15 protein-coding genes are annotated in these 16,762 nt (G+C 73.5%); 1 reads left to right on the top strand and 14 read right to left on the bottom strand.

Annotation, left to right across the window (positions count from 1 at the left end; all coding sequences use genetic code 11):
• Positions 1-78: 78 nt before the first annotated feature.
• Both A6A27_RS15295 and rpe read right to left on the bottom strand, forming a co-directional pair.
• Positions 79-1,035 (bottom strand): GGDEF domain-containing response regulator, encoded by a 957-nt coding sequence (locus A6A27_RS15295; RefSeq protein ID WP_073835279.1) that lies wholly within the window; start codon positions 1,033-1,035, stop codon positions 79-81.
• 1 nt (position 1,036) lies between these two features.
• Entirely contained in the window at positions 1,037-1,717 is a 681-nt protein-coding gene (rpe, locus tag A6A27_RS15290; RefSeq protein WP_073835278.1) for a ribulose-phosphate 3-epimerase, read from the bottom strand.
• Between the two features lie 333 nt (positions 1,718-2,050).
• Between rpe and A6A27_RS15285 the strand changes: the two genes are divergently transcribed.
• Positions 2,051-2,941, top strand: coding sequence for a septum formation family protein (locus tag A6A27_RS15285; protein WP_073835277.1), 891 nt, complete (start codon positions 2,051-2,053; stop codon positions 2,939-2,941).
• 48 nt (positions 2,942-2,989) lie between these two features.
• Here the strand turns inward: A6A27_RS15285 and A6A27_RS15280 are convergent, their stop codons facing one another.
• The 12 genes from A6A27_RS15280 to pyrF all read right to left on the bottom strand — a co-directional run bounded on the left by A6A27_RS15280 (position 2,990) and on the right by pyrF (position 16,587).
• Positions 2,990-4,741: a M28 family metallopeptidase gene (locus A6A27_RS15280; RefSeq protein ID WP_073835276.1), complete on the bottom strand. Its 1,752-nt coding sequence runs from the start codon at positions 4,739-4,741 to the stop codon at positions 2,990-2,992.
• A gap of 597 nt (positions 4,742-5,338) precedes the next feature.
• Positions 5,339-6,931 (bottom strand): RsmB/NOP family class I SAM-dependent RNA methyltransferase, encoded by a 1,593-nt coding sequence (locus tag A6A27_RS15275; protein WP_083672621.1) that lies wholly within the window; start codon positions 6,929-6,931, stop codon positions 5,339-5,341.
• Entirely contained in the window at positions 6,928-7,854 is a 927-nt protein-coding gene (gene fmt / locus A6A27_RS15270) for a methionyl-tRNA formyltransferase (protein WP_073835275.1), read from the bottom strand. The genes A6A27_RS15275 and fmt overlap by 4 nt, the downstream gene beginning before the upstream one ends.
• Positions 7,855-7,858: 4 nt before the next feature.
• Positions 7,859-8,419, bottom strand: a complete 561-nt coding sequence (def, locus tag A6A27_RS15265; protein WP_073835274.1) for a peptide deformylase — start codon at positions 8,417-8,419, stop codon at positions 7,859-7,861.
• A gap of 115 nt (positions 8,420-8,534) precedes the next feature.
• The gene (locus A6A27_RS15260) at positions 8,535-9,518 is read right to left on the bottom strand and encodes an AAA family ATPase (protein WP_073835273.1); all 984 of its coding nucleotides are present in this window, start codon (positions 9,516-9,518) and stop codon (positions 8,535-8,537) included.
• 359 nt (positions 9,519-9,877) lie between these two features.
• Complete coding sequence (locus A6A27_RS15255; protein WP_073835272.1) at positions 9,878-11,806, bottom strand: primosomal protein N'; 1,929 nt, start codon at positions 11,804-11,806, stop codon at positions 9,878-9,880.
• Between the two features lie 59 nt (positions 11,807-11,865).
• Positions 11,866-13,071 carry a methionine adenosyltransferase gene (gene metK, locus A6A27_RS15250; RefSeq protein ID WP_073835271.1) on the bottom strand — a complete coding sequence of 402 codons (1,206 nt, stop codon included), beginning with the start codon at positions 13,069-13,071 and terminating at the stop codon, positions 11,866-11,868.
• Positions 13,072-13,156: 85 nt separating this feature from the next.
• Positions 13,157-14,365, bottom strand: coding sequence for a bifunctional phosphopantothenoylcysteine decarboxylase/phosphopantothenate--cysteine ligase CoaBC (coaBC, locus tag A6A27_RS15245; protein ID WP_073835270.1), 1,209 nt, complete (start codon positions 14,363-14,365; stop codon positions 13,157-13,159).
• A 15-nt stretch (positions 14,366-14,380) separates the two neighbouring features.
• A complete protein-coding gene (rpoZ, locus tag A6A27_RS15240; protein WP_013285517.1) occupies positions 14,381-14,647 on the bottom strand; it encodes a DNA-directed RNA polymerase subunit omega in 267 nt (88 codons plus the stop codon).
• A gap of 46 nt (positions 14,648-14,693) precedes the next feature.
• Positions 14,694-15,227, bottom strand: coding sequence for a guanylate kinase (locus A6A27_RS15235; RefSeq protein WP_073835269.1), 534 nt, complete (start codon positions 15,225-15,227; stop codon positions 14,694-14,696).
• Between the two features lie 26 nt (positions 15,228-15,253).
• Positions 15,254-15,571, bottom strand: a complete 318-nt coding sequence (gene mihF, locus A6A27_RS15230; protein WP_073835268.1) for an integration host factor, actinobacterial type — start codon at positions 15,569-15,571, stop codon at positions 15,254-15,256.
• 179 nt (positions 15,572-15,750) lie between these two features.
• On the bottom strand, positions 15,751-16,587 hold the full coding sequence (pyrF, locus tag A6A27_RS15225; RefSeq protein WP_073835267.1) for an orotidine-5'-phosphate decarboxylase: 837 nt from the start codon (positions 16,585-16,587) through the stop codon (positions 15,751-15,753).
• Positions 16,588-16,762 lie beyond the last annotated feature (175 nt).

Genomic DNA, 16,762 nt, shown 5'->3' with positions numbered 1-16,762 from the left:
GGGTACATCGGAAGTCTTACACGGCGGGTGGGGGGCCGCGCCACATAGGCGAGGTACCTCACAGGGAAGACCGCACGATCACGTAACGCCGCGCCTGCGGTCGACCGCGACGTACGACCCGGGTTGGCTCTTGGCGACCGTCTTCATCTCCGAGGCGACGGCGATCGCCTCCAGGGGGTTGGTGAAGCGCTTCCCGGGATCGGAGAGGGAGACGCCGATGGAGAGGGTGACCAGGGCGGCCCGGCGGATGTTGCCCCGCCGGTCCTTCAGCTCGACGAAGCCGCGCTCCCGGTCGATCGGGTCGTAGAGGGCGTCGGCGCCCTTCTCGAAGTCCTCCACCGCCCGGAAGGTCAGCGGGCGGACCTGCTCGGGGGTGCAGACGATGACGAAGTCGTCACCGCCGACGTGGCCGAGGAAGGCCGGCGGCAGGCCGATCGACACCACCGCCCGGTGCAGGCTGCGGGCCAGCGCCGAGATGAACTCGTCGCCGCGGACGAAGCCGTACCGGTCGTTGACGCTCTTGAACCGGTCGATGTCGATGTACCCGACGGCGTAGTCGGCGCCGTTGCGCACCCGGTCGCTGATCTCCCGCCGGATCCGGCTGTTGCCGGGCAGCCCGGTCAGCGGGGAGACCTCGCGGAACTCCTTGTTGCGGCGCAGCGTGGAGCTCACCCGGGCGACCAGTTCAGCGGTGTCGAAGGGTTTGACCAGGTAGTCGTCGGCGCCCGCGCTGAGGCCGTTGACCTTGTCGGAGGTCATTCCCTTGGCGGTCAGCATGATCACCGGGAGGGCCGAGGTCATCGGGTCGGCGCGTAGCCGCCGGGTCAGCTCCAGGCCGTCGATCCGGGGCATCATGAGATCCACCACGGCCAGGTCCGGCCGCTGCTGCTCGATGACGTCCAGGGCCTCCTGGCCGTCGCTGGCGTGCAGCACCTCGAAACCGTGCAGGCGCAGGTTGAATTCGACGAAACGGGCGATGTCCTCGTCGTCGTCGACGACCAGGATGACGTCGGGTCGCTCGCCGGCCGGGTCCACGTCAGGCCCCGGGGACCGCGCGTTCCGCCAGGGCGCGCAGGCGGCGTACCGCCTCCGCGGGATCGTCGGCGCCGTAGACCGCGGTGCCCGCGACGAAGGCGTCGGCACCCGCCGCGGCGGCCTGCTCGATGGTGTCGGCGGCGATCCCGCCGTCGACCTCGATCCGCAGCTCCAGGTGGCCGCTGTCGACGTGCTGCCGGGCGGTGCGCACCTTGTCGAGCAGTTGCGGGATGAACCGCTGGCCGCCGAAGCCGGCCTTGATCGTCATGATCAGCAACGTGTCGAAGCTGGGCAGCAGCTCCAGGTACGGCTCGATCGGGGTGTCCCGGTCGATGGCCAGCCCCGCCTTCGCGCCGGCCGAGCGGAGGTCCTTGGCCAGCGCCACCGGGTCGTCGCACGCCTCGGCGTGGAAGGTGACGTTGTACGCGCCGGCGTCGGCGTACCCGGGGGCCCAGCGGCGCGGGTCCTCGATCATCAGGTGCACGTCGAAGGGCAGCTCGGTCACCGCGCGCAGGCTCTGCACCACCGGCAGCCCGATGGTCAGGTTCGGCACGAAGTGGTTGTCCATCACGTCCACGTGCAACCAGTCGGCGGCGTGCTCGACGGCGCGGACCTCGTCGGCGAGGCGGGCGAAATCGGCGGCCAGGATGCTGGGCGCGACGATCGGCGGCGGTACGGTCACGGGGCCAGTGTACGAACGCGGTCACCCGCCGTTCGCAGCGCGGCACCGACGGAGACACGCTGTGATCCAGCCGTGACCCCTGGTGCGGCACCAACGCGTCGAATGCGGGAACTTGGCACGAAAGCCATCCGCCACTGGCCGAACGACCGGAAGCCGGCAACACTCCAACAGGGACGGTCACGACTGCCGGCCCGGAGGGATTCCCCGTGAGCTGAGCGCCGGTGCCGTATGCTGCACCGCCGTGGCAGTCGACCGTTCCGGGGTCGCGGCGCGGCGCGCGCCGAGCCGGAAACGGTCGAAGCAGGCGGTCGGCGACGGGGAGGTCGGTGCGCGATGCGGCGATGGGGGACGGCGCTCGCCGTCGGCATGACGGTGGCACTGGCGCTCGCCGGATGCGGCGCGCCGGCGGGGGTGGACCGGGACCTGACCGACGACTGGCCCGCCGTTCCGGCGGCCAAGGCCTTCGTGCCGGAGGCCGGGGTCTGCCATCCCACGATCCAGGACATCGGCTACCTCAGCGGCTACAACCCGGTCGACTGCACCGCGTCGCACCGCGGCGAGACGCTGCACGTGGGCACGCTGACCGGCCCGGACGCCGACCGGGGGGCACCCCCACGCGCCGGGTCCACCGGGATGCGGACCGCGCACGCGGAGTGTGACGGGCGGGTCAGCAAGGTGGTCGGGGCCGACTGGCGGTCGGGACGGCTGCAACTCTCCGTCGTCTTCCCGTCGCCGCCGGCCTGGGCCGGCGGGTCCCGCTGGTTCCGCTGCGACCTCTCCGAGGTGACCAGCCTGGACGACCGCAGCGTGACCGCCCGCTCCGCCAGCCTGCGCGGCGCCCTGGCGCCGGGATCCCCGCTGACCCTCGGCTGCTACAACCCGAAGCTCAAGAAGGACGACATCGAGCAGATGCAGCCGGTCGCCTGCACGGCCAAGCACCACGCCGAGTTCGTCGGGGTCTACCAGTTCCCCGACATCACGTACGCCGAGTTCGAGCGCACCTCGCTGCGGGCGCACAAGGCGTGCCAGGGGCTGATCGCGAAGTACGTCAAGGTGCCGAACAACAGCGACATGCGGTACCGGTCCGGCACGATCATCTACCACCCCTTCGAGGAGGAGTGGACGAACGGCGACCGGGGCGTGCAGTGCTTCCTCTGGGTGTCGGACCGCACGCTGACGAAATCGCTGAAGGGCGCCGGCAGCAAGGCCCTGCCGGTCCGGTGAGCCGCGCGGGGCGGGGCCGACCCCGGTCGGTCCCGCCCCGTCGACCGGTCAGCCGACCTGCAGCGTCACGTCGTCCACGACGAAGCTGGTCTGCAGGGAGGCATCCTCCACGCCGGTCCACTTCAGCGTCACCGTCTGCCCGGCGTACCCGGCCAGGTTGAAAGTCCGCTGCTGGTAGCCGCCGGCGGCGTTCAGGTTCGAGTACGTCGCCAGCGTGGTCGTGCCGACCTGCACGGTCAGCTTGTCGTACGCCGTGGTCGTGGTGGTCTCGGCGGTGTCGATGTGCAGCCAGAAGGCCAGCGTGTAGCTGGCGCAGCCGGTCGGGAGGGTCACCGACTGCGAGAGCGTGTCGGTGTGGCTGGTGCCGTACCCGTCCAGCCACGCCTTGTACGACCCGGTGCGCGCCGGCTGGCTCGACGAGCTGGTGATCACGCCCGAGCTGGCGGTCCACGGGGTGGTGCCCGACTCGAAGCTGCTGTTGCCGATGAGCTGCCCGCCGGCGCAGCCGCCGGTGCCGGTCACGGTGAGGGTGTAGCTGGCGCTGTGGGTGACCGAGCCGGTGCCGGTCACCGTGATGGTCCAGGTGCCGGTGGCGGCGGTCGACGAGGCGGAGACCGTCATCGTGGCCGAGCCGCCCGAGGTCACCGAGGACGGGCTGAACGAGACGGTGACCCCGCTCGGTGCGCCGGTGGCGGAGAGGCCGACCGTCTGGGCGCCGCCGCTGGTGGTGGCGGTGCTGACGGTCGCGGTGGTGGTACCGCCCCGGGCCACGCTGCCCGAGGTCGGGCTCACCGCGACGGAGAAGTCGTTGGTCGGGGTGCCGCCGACCGCGAGCTGCCAGATCGCGTACGCGACCCCGTCCGCGGCGCGGTTGAGGATGGTCGCGTTGATGTTGCTCGTGGTGTCGCAGGAGCGGTGGTAGCAGCCGTCGTACGCCGCCCCCGCGGTGCCGCCCCACTTGCTGGCCTGCGCCGCGGTCTTGGTGTAGCTGGCGCCCGCCGCGTAGCCGGAGGTGGGGATGCCGGCGTTGGCGAACGAGTAGTCGTCGGACCGGCCCTGCCCCTCGGTGTTCTCCTCCGGCTGGAGGTTGAGCGAGTCCCAGTACGCCTTCAGCGGGGCGGCCGTGGTGGAGGTGACCCGGTTGATGAAGTAGCCGCCGTTGGGCGAGGCGACCATGTCGAAGTTGTAGTAGCCCTTGATGTAGCCCCGCTGGGTGGTGGTCAACTGGTTGACGTAGTGCTTCGAGCCCTGCAGGCCCTGCTCCTCGCCGTTCCACCAGGCGAACCGGACCCGCTTGGTCATGGTCGGGTTCTGCGCGGCGAGCACCAGCGCGTTCTCCAGCAGGGTCGCCGAGCCGGAGCCGTTGTCGTTGATCCCCGGGCCGGCGGAGACGCCGTCCAGGTGGGCGCCGAACATGACCACCTGGTCGGTGGGGCCCTGCGGCCACTCGGCGATCAGGTTGCTGCCGGGGTAGGTGCAGGTGGTGCAGGTCTGCTCGGTGACGGTGTAGCCGGCGGCCTGGAGCTTGCCCTTCACGTAGCCGACCGAGGCGGTGTAGCCGGCCGAGCCGGCCCGCCGGTTGCCCCCGTTGCTGGTGGCGATGGTGTTGAACTGGGTGAGGTGGGCCTGCACGTTGGTCACCGAGATGTCCGGCGCGGCGAGGGCGAGGGCCGGCGCGGCGGCCATCGGCGCAGCGGCCACCGGCGCGGGGGCGGCGGAGGCGGGGGCACCGGCCAGGGTCGCCGTCACGGCGGCGAAGAGGGCGAGCGTGAGGCCCGCGGTCGGGGTGCGGCGTCTCATGTGGACTCCTCGTGGGGGTCGGCGGGGCGGGGTGGGCGCGACGCGTGGGCTCCGGTGCGACCCTCAGCGTCGACGGACCGGTGATCGGAACAGTTACATGTGTCGATCAGATAGTCAACGGGGTGTCACATCCCGCATGCCCACTCCCCCAGCCGGGATGCCCCACCCCCGCGCGGCGGGTGGGGGCCCGCGCCGACGGACGACAACCGCAGTCCGCCTTTGGCGCTGACATCACAACGACTCACCGGCCAGGCCACGTCCGGCACCCCACCTGACGAACCGGCTGAGCCGTTGACGACATCAGCTCCCAGAGCCCGTCAAGGAACTGCCGCCCGGCACGGCCAGATGGCTTCGCCGTGCGTACGAACTTGATGACGCAGATGACTCACGTCAGCCGCCAGCCCGCGTCACACCGCCCTGAATCGTTCACGTCATCAAGTTCGTAGCGCGCAAAAGAGACACGCGACCGGGCAGCCGGCGGGTGGCACCGCGCCGGTCCAGCAGCCAACAGCTGCCGGGCCGCAGCGGCCCTGCGGGTGGCAGGCACGGGGCAGAGGTCGGTCAGGGCCTGCTCCAGGCGGCACCAGACGTGGCTGCTCAACCCCGCCGCAGCACCGCCAGGAACATCGCGTCGGTGCCGTGCCGCTGCGGCCACAGCTGCACGGTCGGCCCGTCCCCGAGCCCCGGCATACCCGCCGGCAGCAGCGGCCGGGCGTCGACGAAGTCGACCGGGAACCCCGCCCGGCGGGACGCCTCGGTCACCGTCACGTGGGTCTCCACGATGTGCGGCGAGCAGGTCACGTACGCGACCAGCCCGCCTGGACGGACCGCGCGCAGCGCCGCGGTGAGCAGTTCCCGCTGCAGGCGGGTCAGCGGCGGCAGGTCGGACGGCTGCCGGCGCCAGCGGGACTCGGGTCGCCGGCGCAGCGAACCGAGCCCGGTGCACGGGGCGTCGACCAGCACCCGGTCGAAGTGGTCCTCGGGCAGCTTCGGATCCGAGCCGACCGTCCGCCCGTCGGTGTTCAGCACGTTCACCGGCAGGCCCCGGGTGGCCTGCGCGACCAGCCGCGCCCGGTGCTCGGCCACCTCGACCGCGGTGAGCCGGGCGCCGCGCTGCGCGGCGAGGGCGCCGAGCAGGCCGGCCTTGCCGCCGGGCCCGGCGCACAGGTCCAGCCAGCGGCCGTCCGGGCCGTCCAGCGGCGCGACCGCCAGGGCGTTCGCCACCAGCTGGGAGCCCTCGTCCTGGACGTGGGCGCGTCCCTCGGCCACGGCCGGCAGCTCCCCCGGCGCACCGCCGGGCAGATAGACGGCGTACGGCGAGAAGGCACCCGGCGCCCCGCCGACCTCGTCGGCCAGCTCGATCGGATCGATCAGGCCGGGCCGGGCGCACAGGTGCACAGGGGGACGCTCGTTGTCCTCGATGAGCAGCCGCCTCGTCTCACCCAGATCACCGCCGAGCGCCTCGGCGAAGGCCCGGACGATCCACTGCGGATGGCTGTACGCCAGTGCCAGGTGCCCGATCGGGTCGGTCTGCTCCGACGGGGCGAGCTTCGCCACCCAGCCGTCGAGGTCGCGGGTGGCCACCTCACGGAGCACCGCGTTGGCGAAGCCGGTGGCACCCGGGCCGACCGCCCGGACCAGGTCCACGGTCGAGGAGACCGCCGCGTGCGCCGGGACCCGGGTGTGCAGCAGCTGGTACGCCCCGAGCCGCAGCGCGTCCCGCACCGGCGGGTCGATCCGCTGCACGTCCCGGCCGGCGGCGTCGGTGATGATCGCGTCCAGGGTGCCGGTGTGCCGCAGCGTGCCGTAGGTCAACTCGGTGGCGAAGGCGGCGTCCCGGCCGGCCATCCCCTCGTCGCGCAGCATGGCCGGCAGCACCAGGTTGGCGTACGCGTCGTCCCGGTGCACCGCCGCGATCGCCTGGTACGCCACGTGCCGCGGCAGGTCGACGGCTGGCCGGCCGGGCCGGCGACCGGCGCCGAAGCGCCCCTCACGAGGCGACCGCTCCCCCGGCCGGGCCGGGCGCTCGGCCCGCTCCCCGCCGACGGGCCGGCGGCCCTCTCGGGAGCGCTCGGGACCGGCGTACCGCCCCGCGCCGCGCCCACCGCCGGAGCGGCCGGCGTCGTCGGACGCGTACCGCGGACCGCCGGCGGAGAAGCGCTCGTCCCGGGGCTCGGACGGCCCCGTCACGCGAACTCCTCGCCGGCGACGACCCGGGCACCGCGCGCCCAGTCGCTCGCCGACATGGCCTTCTTGCCGGCCGCCCGCACCTCATCGAGCCGCACCGGGACGGTGGCCGTGCCGGCCAACACGCGGGACTTCTCGACCAGCAGTTCGCCGGGCTTCAGCTCCGGGCCACCGGCCACCGGGGTGACCGGGCCGAGCTTCACCCGGTCGCCGCGGAAGGTCGTCCACGGGCCGGGGGCCGGGGTGCAGGCGCGGATCCGCCGGTCCACGGCGAACGCCGGGTCGGCCCAGCGGATCCGAGCGTCCTCGACAGTCAGCTTCGGCGCGAGGGACACCCCATCGGCGGGCTGCGGCTCGGCCCGGGCGGTCCCGTCCTCGAGCGCGTCGAGGACGGCCACCAGCAGACCCGCGCCCGTGTGGGCGAGCCGCTCCAGCAGATCCCCGGAGGTGTCGGTGGGGCGGATCTCGTCGGTAAGCGTGCCGTACACCGGGCCGGTGTCCAGCCCCGCCTCCAACTGGAACACGCTGGCGCCGGTCACCTCGTCGCCGTGCAGCACCGCGTGCTGTACGGGGGCCGCGCCCCGCCAGGCGGGGAGCAGCGAGAAGTGCAGGTTGATCCAGCCGTGCCGGGGGATCTCCAGCGCCACCGGCGGCACCAGCGCCCCGTACGCGACCACCGGCACGCAGTCCGGGGCCAGTTCGCGGAGCCGGTCCAGGAACTCGGGCTCGCGCGGCTTCGCCGGGGTGAGCACCTCGACGCCGTGCGCGTCGGCCCAGGCGCCGACCGGCGAGCGGACCAGGCCGCGGCCACGGCCGGCGGGCGCGTCGGGACGGGTCACCACGGCCAGCAGCTCGTGACGGGACGCGGCGACGGCGTCCAGGGCGGGAACGGCGACGGCCGGCGTGCCGGCGAAGATCAGACGCACCCGGTCACCGCCCGAGGCCGAACGGGTTGCCGGCGGCGTGCGGGCTGAGCTTGACGGTCGGCGGGGCACCCGCGTCATACCACTCGGCCTGGCGGATCGCCTTCATGGCCGCCTTCCGGCCGGCCGGGTCGAGGCGGTCGACGAAGAGCACCCCGTCGAGGTGGTCGGTCTCGTGCTGCACACACCGGGCCATCAGGCCGGTGCCGACGATCTGCAGCGGATCCCCGTAGCCGTTGAAGCCCTTGGCGATGACGTTCTGCCGGCGCTTCGTGTCGAAGTAGAGCCCGGGGATGGACAGGCAGCCCTCCGGGCCGTCCTGCTCCTCCTCGTCGGGAAACTCCAGCACCGGGTTCACCAGGTGCCCGAGGACGTCGTCGACGTCGAAGGTGAACACCCGCAGGCCCACCCCGAGCTGCGGCGCGGCCAGGCCGGCACCGTTCTGCTCGCGCATCGTGTCGGTCAGGTCGGCGATCAGCTTGCGCAGCTCGGCGTCGAAGTCGACGACCCGGTCGGCCGGCGTGCGCAGCACCGGATCCCCGAACAGACGGATGGGCTGAACGGTCACGCGGAGTGGCTCCTTGTTTGAAACGAGTGGTGCCGTACCAGTCTACGGAGTCGTTCCTGCCGCCCCAGCCGGCTCACCCGGGGCGCCCGGGCGGCCCGGCCAGGACGTCCCCTGCTCAGGCGCCGGCGCCCGGCTCCCCGGCCAGCACCGCGTCCCCGCCGAGCAGGGCGTGCTCGGGCAGCGGCAGCGCGATCCCGTGGGCGGCCGCCCAGTCGTGGATCAGGCTGGGGTTGACCTGGGCGGCGAAGTAGTCGACCGCGCTCATCCCGCCGACCACCGGCTCGTCGACCTCGGCGACCAGCTTGGCGGGCACCAGCGGAAAGCCGTTCTGCAGGGCGGCGCTGAGCCGGCGGTGTCCGTCGACCACGAAGAAGTACTCCCCGGTGTAGCCGATGGTGAGCGGCTCCAGGGCCTCGTCGCCGGCCTCGGCCACGTCACCGACGAACTCGGAGTCCCAGAGGCCCCGCAGTGTGGCGATGTCCTCGGTCGGGTAGACCCGGGCCGGGTCCAGCAGCAGCAACGGCTGGCCCTCACGCAGCACGTTCTCGCCGAGCCGTCCCTCGAACACGTCGATGACGCGCTGGATCACCTGCTCCGGGGTGGCCCGGGTGGTGTCGCAGATCAGGTCGTAGTTGCGCAGCCGCGCCTTGTCGACGCCGTACCGGACCAGGAACCGGCCGCGCTCGCTCTCGCTGCGCTCCCGGAGCTTGGCCCGGGCCTCCTCCAGCGAGGTGTAGCTCTCGGCCGGGCCGGACGGGCGGGCCAGCACCCGCCGGGCCGCCTCGGTCGGCTCGGTGATCATGTGCACCTTGAGCGCCTCGGTGAAGAAGTGCCAGGCCAGCCGGGAGTCCATCACTAGGCGCTCGCCGGAGGCGGCGATGTCCCGCTGGAGCTGGTCGACGTACCCGTCGACGGCCTGGTCCAGCTCGGCGTGCAGGTTGAGTTGGAGGGCGGTCATCTGCCGCTCCTGGGCCATCTGCCGGTAGAGGTCACCGACGCTGACCCGGCGCAGCCCCAGCCGCTTGGCGATCTCGACGGAGACGGTGCTCTTGCCGCTGCCGAGGTCACCGTTGAAGACGATCGATTGACGGACGGTCACGACTGGTCCACCCCTGCTCACCGGCTGATTGACATCATCGATTTGGCGTCGCCCCCGACAACCCCAAGCTCGGCACGCCTGACGCCGCGCCGCGACCTGGCTCCGTCGTCAACGCGCTCCCGCCTGCGTCGCGCCCCTGGGCATGACGGGCGATGCTATCACGCAGTCTCTACCCATTTGCCGGACGAGGTGTGCGGCACGCCTTCCCGGACCTGCCGAAACACCCGAAGATTCCCGGAAAGCGTGGCCATCCGACGCCGGACGGCCACGCTTCCCCCTGGAGGCGTGCCTCGGTCTGCCTCGTGGCGAGCGGCGCGGCCGGCGGCGCGCGGGGCGGTGGGAGGCGGGGTGCGGGGTGATCAGAAGAGGCTGAGGGGGTCGACCTGGAGGCGGACCGGGTCGGCGGCCTTGCGGGCGCTGCGTTGTCCGGCCGCCGCGTGCAGCGCCTCGGCGAGCGCGGCCGCCCGGGCCCGGGGCACCCGGACCAGCATCCGCTCCCGCCCCTCGTCGGCGGGGACCGGACCGAGCACCTCCGCGCCGTCCGGCAGCCGGGCTCCGGCGAGCAGGTCCGCCACCGCGTCCGCCACACCGGTGACGCTGGCCATCCGCACCGCCGGGGGGAAACCCAGCTCACGGCGCTCGGCCAGTTCCCGGACGGCGAACCAGGCCGCGTCCCAGCGCAGCAGGGCCTGCACCGGGGCGAGGGCGCCGTCAGCGACCACCACCACCCGGCCGCCGGTCGCGCCCGGGCGGGCCAGCGCGGCCGCGGCCAGCCAGCGGCGCAGCGCCTCCTCCCCGGCCCGCAGGTCGGCCCGGGTGAGCAGCGCCCACGAGTCGAGCAGCAGCACCGCCCCGTAGCCACCCTCGGCGGCCGGCTCCGCGCCCGGCGTGGCGACCACCAGGCCCGCCCCGCCCGGCACCGTGCTCAGCACCTCCTCCCGCCCGGAGGTGCGGACCGGCACCCCCGGGAAGGCGCGCCCCAGCTCCTCGGCGGTCCGCCGGGCGCCGGTGACCGCGGCGCGCAGCCGCCGTCCACCGCACTCCGGGCAGGCGTACGCGGCGGCGACCCGGCCGCACCAGCGGCAGGCGGGCAGCCCGTCGGCGGCCGGCAACGCGAGCGGCCCGGCGCAGTGCGGGCAGCGGGCCGGCGTCCGGCAGTCGGCACAGGCGACCGAGGGCAGGTAGCCCCGGCGGGGCACCTGGACCAGCACCGGCAGGTCGGCGCGGAGCGCGTCCCGGGCGGTGGTCCAGGCCAGGCTGGGCAGCCGGGCGGAGGCCGCGCCGGGGTCCCGGGCCAGCTGCGGGTCGTCCCCGGTCGGCGCGATCGCCGGCACCCGGGCGCGTACGGTCGCCCGGTCGGCGACCACCTCACGGGCCCAGCCGGTCTCCACCAGCTGCTGCGCCTCCGCGGTGCGCGCGTACCCGCCGACCAGCGCCGCCGCCGCGCCGAACTGGGCCCGGGTGAGCAGCACCTCCCGGGCGTGCGGGTACGGCGCCCGGGGCTCGGCGTGCAGGTCGTCGCCGTCGTCCCAGATCGCCACGAGGCCGAGCCGGCCGGCCGGGGCGAACATCGCCGCCCGGGTGCCGATCACCACGGGCACGTCGCCCCGCAGGGCGGCGAGGAAGGCCCGGTAGCGCCGGGCCGGGCCGAGCGCGGCGGAGAGACAGACGTGCCGGCCCGGCCCGAGGGTGCCGGTCAGGGCGGCGTCGAGGCGGTCCTGGTCCCGGGCGTCGGCCACCACGACCAGCGCGCCCCGGCCACCGGCCACGGTGGCGGCGACCGCGTCCGCGTACCGGGCCGCCCAGTCCTCCCCGGGCAGCGCGGACCAGACCGCGCGCGGCGCCCGCCCGTCGGTGAGCGCCCGCAGGAAGGCCGGCCCGGCCGGGTAGTCCCGCCACCCGCGCGGGTCCACGCTGGTCCGGTCGCCGCCGGCCGGGTGTCCGGCGTCGCCGGGCGGCGCGCTTGCGGTGACCTCCTTCTCGACCCGGGCGTGCCGGGGCGGCACGGCGAGCCGGAGCACGTCGGCGAGGCTGCCGGCGTACCGGTCGGCGACCGCGCGGGCCAGCCGGGCGACCTCCGGTGCCAGCACCGGCACCGGCGAGACCACCTTCTCCAGGTACGCCAGCCGGGGGTGGTCGGACTCCGCCACCCGGTCCAGCAGCCAGCCGTCGACGAGCTGGCCGGCGAAGCGCACCTTTACCCGCACCCCCGGCCGCGCCTGGGTGTCCAGCTCGGCGGGGACCAGGTAGTCGAACGGCCGGTCGAGATGGGCCAGGGGCAGGTCCACGCAGACGCGAGCGACCGGCGACCCGTCGGCGGGTCGCCGGTCGCTGCGCCTGGTCGCGGTCAGGCTCCCGCAGCCGACTTGAGGTCGGCGGCCCGGTCGGTGCTCTCCCAGGTCAGGTCCGGCAGCTCCCGGCCGAAGTGGCCGTACGCGGCGGTCTGCTGGTAGATCGGGCGGAGCAGGTTGAGGTCCCGGATGATCGCGGCCGGACGCAGGTCGAACACCTCGGCGACGGCCTTCTCGATCGAGGCGACCGGCACGGTCTCGGTGCCGAAGGTCTCGATGAAGAGGCTGACCGGGTGGGCCTTGCCGATCGCGTACGCGACCTGCGCCTCGCAGCGCTCGGCGAGGCCGGCGGCGACCACGTTCTTGGCCACCCAGCGCATCGCGTACGCGGCCGAGCGGTCCACCTTGGACGGGTCCTTGCCGGAGAAGGCGCCACCACCGTGCCGGGCGTAGCCGCCGTACGTGTCGACAATGATCTTGCGGCCGGTGAGGCCGGCGTCACCCATCGGGCCGCCGATCTCGAAGCGCCCGGTCGGGTTGACCAGCAGCCGGTAGCCGTCGATGTCGAGACCGAGGCCCTCCAGCTCGGGAGTGATCACGTGGTCCCGGATGTCCGGGGTGAGCAGCGAGTCGAGTGAGATGTCGGCCGCGTGCTGGCTGGAGACCACGACGGTGTCGAGCCGGACCGGGCGCAGCCCGTCGTACTCGATGGTCACCTGGGTCTTGCCGTCCGGTCGCAGGTACGGGATCGTGCCGTCCTTGCGCACCGTGGCGAGGCGGCGGGCCAGCCGGTGGGCGAGCGCGATCGGCAGCGGCATCAGCTCGGGCGTCTCCGAGCAGGCGAAGCCGAACATCATGCCCTGGTCGCCGGCGCCCTGCGCGTCGAGCGCGCTCTCCGACGAGCCGGTACGCAGCTCGAACGCGTTGTCCACGCCCTGCGCGATGTCCGGCGACTGGGCGCCGATGGAGACGCTGACACCGCAGGAGGCGCCGTCGAAGCCCTTCTTCGACGAGTCGTACCCGATCTCCAGGATGGTGTCCCGGACGATGGTCGGGATGTCCGCGTACGCCTTGGTGGTCACCTCGCCGGCGACGTGGACCTGGCCCGTGGTGATCAGGGTCTCGACCGCGACCCGGCTGTGCGGGTCCTGGGTGAGCAGCGCGTCGAGAATGCCGTCACTGATCTGGTCGGCGATCTTGTCCGGGTGGCCTTCCGTGACCGATTCGGACGTGAAGAGACGTGTCACGGCACTCCTAAGCATGTGAAAACTCTTTGAAAAGGTCGCTCGGCGGCAGTTTAGTCACCTGTCTCCCAGGGTGACCCCTGGAATGCGCGGTGACCAACCGTCAGGATTGCTCAATCAGCCGGGCGACCACGAGCTCCCAGACCGCGTCGGCCAGGTCCTCCTTGGGCTGCTCGGGCAGTCGGTGCACCGCACCGTCCGCCCCGATCACCGTGGCGGCGTTGGTCTCGGCGCCGAAGACCTTGTCCACGCCCACCTCGTTGATGACGATCAGGTCGGCCCGCTTGCGGGCGAGCTTGGCCCGGCCGTTCGCCTCGGCGTCGCCGGTCTCGGCGGCGAAGACGACCAGCACCTGCTCCGGCCGGCGACGCCGGCCCAGCTCCGCCGCGATGTCGGGGTTGGTGACCAGCTCGATGGTGGGGGCGCTGCCGTCGTCCGCCTTCTTGATCTTTCCGGGCGCGTAGGTCGCCGGCCGGAAGTCGGCGGGGGCGGCGGCCATCACCACGGCGTCCGCGTCCGCGGCCGCCTCGAGGGTCGCCTTGCGCAGCTCCTCGGTGGTGCCGACCCGGACCAGGTCCACGCCGGCCGGCTCGGCGAGCGTGACGTTGGCCGAGACCAGGGTGACCCGGGCGCCCCGGGCGACGGCGGCGCGGGCGAACGCGTAGCCCTGCTTGCCGGAGGAGCGGTTGCCGAGGAAGCGGACCGGGTCGAGCGGCTCGCGGGTGCCGCCGGCGGTGACCACCACGTGCCGGCCGGCCAGGTCGGCCGGGGCGGCGACGCCCCGGGCGAGGGCCCGCCGGGCGACCGCGAAGATCTCCGCCGGGTCGGGCAGCCGGCCCTTGCCGGTGTCCTTGCCGGTCAGCCGGCCGACCGCCGGCTCGATCACCCGCACGCCCCGCGACCGCAGGGTCGCCACGTTGGCGACGGTGGCCGGGTGCTCCCACATCTCGGTGTGCATGGCCGGGGCGAGCACCACCGGGCAGCGGGCGGTCAGCAGGGTGTTGGTGAGCAGGTCGTCGGCGAGCCCGTGGGCGGCCTTGGCGAGCAGGTCGGCGGTGGCGGGAGCCACGACGACCAGATCGGCGTGCTGACCGAGGCGCACGTGCGGCACCTCGTGCACGTCCGACCAGACGTCGTCGGCGACCGGCTGGCCGGAGAGCGCGGCCCAGGTCGGCGCCCCGACGAACCGGAGCGCCGACGCGGTCGGCACGACGCGGACCCGGTGACCCGACTCGGTGAAGAGCCGGAGCAGCTCACACGCCTTGTAGGCGGCGATGCCGCCGCCGACCCCGAGGACGATCTCGGCGGACATCGACGCGGGCGGGTGCTACGGCTGGTCGGTCGGCTCGGCGGTGAGCAGGCCCGCGTTGATCTCGCGCATGGCGATGGAGAGCGGCTTCTCCTGGGGGGTGGTCTCCACGAGCGGGCCGACGTACTCCAGCAGGCCCTCACCGAGCTGGCTGTAGTAGGCGTTGACCTGGCGTGCGCGCTTGGCGGCGAAGATCACCAGCGCGTACTTCGAGGTCGTCTTCTCGAGGAGCTCGTCGATCGGCGGGTTGGTGATGCCCTCGGGGTTGGTGGCGATGGATCCCACGAATAAACCTCTGCGTCTTGATGCACCGCCCGGAGGCGGTGGCCTCTCAACCGCTCGGGCGCGGTTGGGCCGGAGCCAGGAAGGAAGAACCGAGCAAGCCTACCAGCTCGTTCGCCGCACGCTCGGTCCGGTCGTGCGCCACGGCGTGTGTGAGGGCGGCGGCCACGGCCGGGTCTGGCCGGTGTCCGGGCGGGGCGAGGAGCACCAGCTGCGGGTCCGGCACGGCGGCCCGGACGGCGAGCGCACCGGGCAGGTCCAGCGGGAGCAGCACCGGCCGGCCCTCGGCGAGCCGGGACCGGACACCCTCCCGCGGCACGCCCCGCCGGTACGGCCCGATCCGGCTCCACTCCAGCAGTTCGTCCGCGGCGATCATCCGGTCGAACCCGGCCGGGTCGAGGAAGAGCCGGTCGACGCCGTCCACCTCACCGGGGCACGGGGGGCGGGTGGTGGCGACCACCGGCACCCACACCAACGGAAAGCGCGCCCGGACCTGCTCGACGACACTGCACCGCCCGGCACCCGAAGGTCCGGTCAGGACAGTGAGCCGAGCCGCCGGGCGCGCCTCGTCATCCGTGCTCACCGCTTGTTTCTACACGCCTACGGCGTTCAGTTGGCGGCGAACTCTCCAAGCAGAGCCTTGCGCTGCTGCTCGCCCAGGCCGCGCAGGCGACGGCTGTCGGCGATCTTGAGCTTCTCCATGATCTGGGTGGCCCGGATCTTGCCGATGCCCGGCATCGCCTGGAGGACGGCCGACACCTTCAGCTTGCCGACGACGTCGTTGGACTCGGCCTGCTCGAGGACGGTGGCGAGGCTGGTCTTGCCCTGCTTGAGGTCCTCCTTCAGCTTCGCACGGGCCTTGCGGATCTCCGCGGCCTTCTCCAGCGCGGCAGCGCGCTGCTCGGGGGTCAGTGACGGGAGCGGCACCAGTTCTCCTCAGGTCCCTAGCGCGACGGGCGGAGCGCACCGTCGCTTCTGTGAAACGTGGTGTCGCTGGCAACCAAAGGGGTCCGTGGTTCCCAGCGCGGGGAAAACTAGCGGGCAACGGAGTTTTCGGCAACGTGGGCGCGCGAAGATCAACGTAAAGTGACCGAGCCGTCAGTCAGTCATGAGGTGGCGAGGGTCGTCCGGCACTCCGCCAGCACCCGCTCGGCGGCGGCCCGCAGGGCGGCCACCTCGGGCCCGGCGTGCAGCACCTCGCGGGAGTACGACGGCAGCACCGAGGGCAGGCTGGACCCGAACACGGTGCGCAGGTCGGCGGCCGTGGCACCCTGCGCGCCGAGCCCCGGGGCGAGCAGGGGACCGTGCACGGCGGAGAGGTCGTGACCGGTGTCCCCGATGGTCGCGCCGACCACCAGCCCGAGGCTGCCGAGCGGCTCGGCACCCCGGTTGAGCTGGGAAATCTCGTCGATCACGGTCTGCGCCACGGTGCGCCCGTCGGCCGCGACGGCCCGCTGCACGGCGGCGCCCTCGGGATTCGAGGTGAGCGCCAGGACGAAGACGCCGCCACCGTGCGCGGCGGCCAGCTCGAACATCGGCGCGAGTGACCCCACCCCCAGGTACGGGCTCGCCGTGACCGCATCGACATACATCGGGCTGGATGGATCGAGGTACGCCGCGGCGTACGCGCTGACCGTGGAACCGATGTCGCCCCGCTTGACGTCGAGGAGGACGAGCGCGCCCGCCTCCCGCAACTGTCGGATAGTTGACTCAAGCACGGCGATCCCGCGGGACCCGAAACGCTCGAAGAAGGCGGACTGCGGCTTGACCACCGCGACCCGGTCACCGATCGCCTCCACCACCGTCCGGCTGAACCGGTCGAGGCCCGCGACGTCGTCAGACAGCCCCCAGCGGGCCAGCAGCCCGGGGTGCGGGTCGATACCCACGCAGAGCGGTCCCCGCTCGGCCACGGCCCGGTACAGGCGGGCGCCGAAGGTCTCCATCGCGTCTCTCCCTCTCCGTCGCGCGGCATTGCGCCGCGGCGTGCGTCGGTGTCACCCTGTCGCCGCCCGTCCCCGGGTCGGCCGTCCGTGCTGTGCGCCGCCGCCGGGCCGCCCACGCGTCCCGTCGAGGGCCGCCCGAGATGTGCCGGCGCGTGTCCTTGGCGGGCCGCCGGGG

It is taken from the genome of Micromonospora sp. CB01531 (genome assembly GCF_001905095.1).
Classification (GTDB): domain Bacteria; phylum Actinomycetota; class Actinomycetes; order Mycobacteriales; family Micromonosporaceae; genus Micromonospora.
This window is presented reverse-complemented; position numbering and strand designations above follow the sequence as displayed.

Coding starts and splice junctions, on each gene's coding strand:
- A6A27_RS15285 (WP_073835277.1), top strand. CDS start 2,051: ATGCGGCGATGGGGGACGGCGCTCGCCGTCGGCATGACGGTGGCACTG.
- A6A27_RS15280 (WP_073835276.1), bottom strand. CDS start 4,741: ATGAGACGCCGCACCCCGACCGCGGGCCTCACGCTCGCCCTCTTCGCC.
- metK (WP_073835271.1), bottom strand. CDS start 13,071: ATGCTTAGGAGTGCCGTGACACGTCTCTTCACGTCCGAATCGGTCACG.
- coaBC (WP_073835270.1), bottom strand. CDS start 14,365: ATGTCCGCCGAGATCGTCCTCGGGGTCGGCGGCGGCATCGCCGCCTAC.
- pyrF (WP_073835267.1), bottom strand. CDS start 16,587: ATGGAGACCTTCGGCGCCCGCCTGTACCGGGCCGTGGCCGAGCGGGGA.